The sequence below is a fragment of the Pseudomonas sp. NPDC087346 genome (genome assembly GCF_044744235.1).
Taxonomy (GTDB): domain Bacteria; phylum Pseudomonadota; class Gammaproteobacteria; order Pseudomonadales; family Pseudomonadaceae; genus Aquipseudomonas.
Genome location: NZ_JBIUXX010000139.1, coordinates 1 through 4,096 on the forward strand (window position 1 = coordinate 1; position 4,096 = coordinate 4,096).

The 4,096-nt window shown below is 60.5% G+C and carries 1 pseudogene; it reads left to right on the forward strand.

Features of this window, described 5'->3' with window-relative positions:
• Positions 1–169: 169 nt before the first annotated feature.
• Positions 170–4,096: pseudogene (gene gltB / locus ACIOZM_RS31395) on the forward strand (glutamate synthase large subunit); the annotation flags it as partial.

Consider the following 4,096-nt stretch of genomic DNA (forward strand, 5'->3'; position numbering starts at 1 on the left):
GACATGAATTTGCGACAGTTCGTCGTCAAATTTGTGAGCCTCTGTGTCGCTGTGTACAATGACCACCCGTTTGCCCCCGCTAAGCCGGCGTACGTTCGGCGCGGATCGCAAGTGGTTGAATTGAAAAGAAATTTGCCTCGAAAAGAGGCAGCCTGGTGAGAAAGTGTCTATGAAAGCAGGTCTGTACCAACCAGATGAATTCAAGGATAACTGCGGTTTCGGCCTGATAGCCCATATGCAGGGCGAGCCCAGTCATACCCTTTTGCAAACGGCCATTGAGGCCCTGACCTGCATGACCCACCGCGGTGGGATTAATGCCGACGGCAAGACCGGTGACGGCTGCGGTCTGCTGATTCAAAAACCTGATGCCTTCCTGCGTGCCATCGCCCGGGAAGCCTTCAGCGTCGAGCTGCCCAAGCAATATGCGGTGGGCATGGTCTTCTTCAACCAGGACCCGGTGAAAGCCGAGGCCGCTCGCGAGAACATGAACCGCGAGATCCTCGCTGAAGGCCTGCAACTGATCGGCTGGCGCAAAGTGCCAATCGACACCAGCGTCCTCGGCCGCCTGGCCCTTGAGCGCCTGCCGCAGATCGAGCAGGTGTACATCGGCGGCGAAGGCCTGAGCGACCAGGACATGGCGGTCAAGCTGTTCAGCGCCCGTCGCCGTTCGTCGGTGACCAATGCTGTCGACAGTGACCACTACATCTGCAGCTTTTCGCACAAGACCATCATCTATAAAGGCCTGATGATGCCGGCCGATCTGGCCGCGTTCTATCCAGACCTGAGCGACGAGCGTCTGCAAACCGCGATCTGCGTGTTCCACCAGCGTTTCTCGACCAACACCCTGCCGAAATGGCCGCTGGCTCAGCCATTCCGCTTCCTCGCCCACAACGGCGAGATCAACACCATCACCGGCAACCGCAACTGGGCCCAGGCCCGTCGCACCAAGTTCACCAATGATCTGATGGATCTGGAAGAACTCGGCCCGCTGGTCAACCGTGTTGGCTCCGACTCCTCGAGCATGGACAACATGCTTGAACTGATGGTCACCGGCGGCATCGACCTGTTCCGTGGCGTGCGGATGATCATTCCGCCTGCGTGGCAGAACGTCGAAACCATGGACCCGGATCTGCGTGAGTTCTACGAGTACAACTCGATGCACATGGAGCCGTGGGACGGCCCGGCCGGCGTGGTCATGACCGACGGTCGCTACGCGGTGTGCCTGCTCGACCGTAACGGTCTGCGCCCGGCGCGTTGGGTTACTACTACCAATGGTTTCATCACCGTTGCGTCGGAAATCGGTGTCTGGAACTACCAGCCTGAAGACGTGATCGCCAAGGGCCGTGTCGGCCCGGGACAGATCCTCGCCGTGGACACCGAAACCGGGCAGATCCTCGACACCGACGCCATCGACAACCGTCTGAAGTCCCGTCATCCGTACAAGCAATGGCTGCGCAAGAATGCCCTGCGCATTCAGGCGACCATGGAAGACAACGACCACGGATCGGCTTTCTACGACGTCGATCAGCTCAAGCAATACATGAAGATGTATCAGGTCACGTTCGAAGAGCGCGATCAGGTACTGCGTCCGCTTGGCGAACAAGGCTATGAAGCCGTTGGCTCGATGGGCGACGACACGCCGATGGCCGTACTGTCGCAGCGCGTGCGTACGCCATACGATTATTTCCGTCAGCAATTCGCGCAGGTCACCAACCCGCCGATCGACCCGCTGCGTGAAGCAATCGTGATGTCGCTGGAAATCTGCCTCGGTGCCGAGCGCAACATCTTCCAGGAGTCGCCGGAACACGCCTCGCGCGTGATCCTCAGCTCGCCGGTGATTTCCCCGGCCAAGTGGCGCTCGCTGATGAACCTCGACCGCCCGGGTTTCGAGCGGCAGATCATCGACCTCAACTACGACGAAAGCCTCGGCCTCGAAGCGGCTATCCGCAACGTCGCCGATCAGGCTGAAGAAGCCGTGCGCGCCGGTCGTACCCAGATCGTTCTGAGCGACCGCCATATCGCCCCGGGCAAGCTGCCGATCCACGCTTCGCTGGCTACCGGTGCGGTGCACCACCGCCTGACCGAAAAAGGTCTGCGTTGCGACTCCAACATCCTCGTTGAAACCGCGACTGCCCGCGATCCGCATCACTTCGCGGTGCTGATCGGTTTCGGTGCGTCGGCGGTCTATCCGTTCCTCGCGTACGAAGTGCTGGGTGACCTGATCCGTACCGGTGAAGTGCTGGGCGACCTCTACGAGGTGTTCAAGAACTACCGCAAAGGCATCACCAAAGGTCTGTTGAAGATCCTGTCGAAGATGGGCATCTCGACCATCGCCTCGTACCGCGGTGCGCAACTGTTCGAAGCCATCGGCCTGTCCGAGGAAGTTTGCGAGCTGAGCTTCCGTGGCGTGCCGAGCCGCATCAAGGGTGCGCGTTTCGTCGACATCGAAGCCGAGCAGAAAGCCCTGGCCGCCGAAGCCTGGAGTCCGCGCAAGCCGATCCAGCAGGGCGGTCTGCTGTAGTTCGTCCACGGTGGCGAATATCACGCGTTCAACCATGATGTGGTCAACACCCTGCAAGCCGCCGTGCAGCAGGGCGACTACGCCAAGTTCAAGGAATACACCTCGCTGGTGGACAATCGTCCGGTGTCGATGATTCGCGACCTGCTGAAGGTCAAGACCCTCGACAAGCCGCTGGACATCAGTGAAATCGAGCCGCTGGAATCGGTGCTCAAGCGCTTCGATTCCGCCGGCATCTCGCTGGGCGCATTGTCGCCGGAAGCTCACGAAGCCCTGGCCGAAGCCATGAACCGCCTCGGTGCGCGTTCCAACTCCGGCGAAGGTGGTGAAGACCCGGCGCGTTACGGCACCATCAAGAGCTCGAAAATCAAACAGGTCGCGACCGGTCGTTTCGGGGTGACTCCGGAATACCTGGTCAACGCCGAAGTGCTGCAGATCAAGGTCGCGCAAGGCGCCAAACCGGGTGAGGGCGGGCAACTGCCGGGCGGTAAAGTCAACGGGCTGATCGCCAAACTGCGTTACGCAGTGCCGGGCGTGACCCTGATTTCGCCACCGCCGCACCACGACATCTACTCCATCGAAGACTTGTCGCAGCTGATCTTTGACCTGAAACAGGTCAACCCGAAGGCGCTGGTCTCGGTGAAACTGGTAGCAGAAGCCGGCGTTGGCACCATCGCTGCCGGTGTGGCCAAGGCCTATGCGGACTTGATCACCATTTCCGGCTACGACGGCGGCACCGGTGCTTCACCGCTGACCTCGATCAAATACGCGGGCGCTCCTTGGGAACTTGGCCTCGCCGAAACCCACCAGACCCTGCGTGGCAACGACCTGCGCGGCAAAGTCCGGGTACAGACCGACGGCGGCCTGAAAACCGGCCTCGACGTGATCAAGGCTGCAATCCTCGGCGCCGAAAGCTTCGGCTTCGGTACCGCACCAATGATCGCCCTGGGCTGCAAATACCTGCGCATCTGCCACCTGAACAACTGCGCCACCGGCGTTGCGACTCAGAACGAGAAGCTGCGTAAAGATCACTACATCGGCACCGTCGACATGGTGATCAACTTCTTCACCTACGTCGCCGAAGAAACCCGTGAATGGCTGGCGAAGCTCGGCGTGCGTTCCCTCGAAGAGCTGATCGGCCGCACCGATCTGCTGGAAATCCTCGAAGGGCAGACCGCCAAACAGCATCATCTGGATCTGACCCCGCTGCTCGGCAGCGATCACATCCCGGCGGACAAACCTCAGTTCTGCGGTGTTGAGCGCAACCCGCCGTTCGACCAGGGCCTGCTGGCCGAGAAAATGGTCGAGCTGGCGACGTCGGCGATCAACGACATGAGCGGTGCCGAGTTCGATCTGGATATCTGCAACTGCGACCGTTCGATTGGCGCGCGGATTTCCGGCGAAATCGCCCGCAAGCATGGCAACCAGGGTATGGCCAAGGCGCCGATCACTTTCCGCTTCAAGGGCACTGCGGGTCAGAGCTTCGGCGTGTGGAACGCAGGCGGTCTGAACATGTACCTGGAAGGCGATGCCAACGACTACGTCGGCAAAGGCATGACCGGTGGCAAGCTGACCATC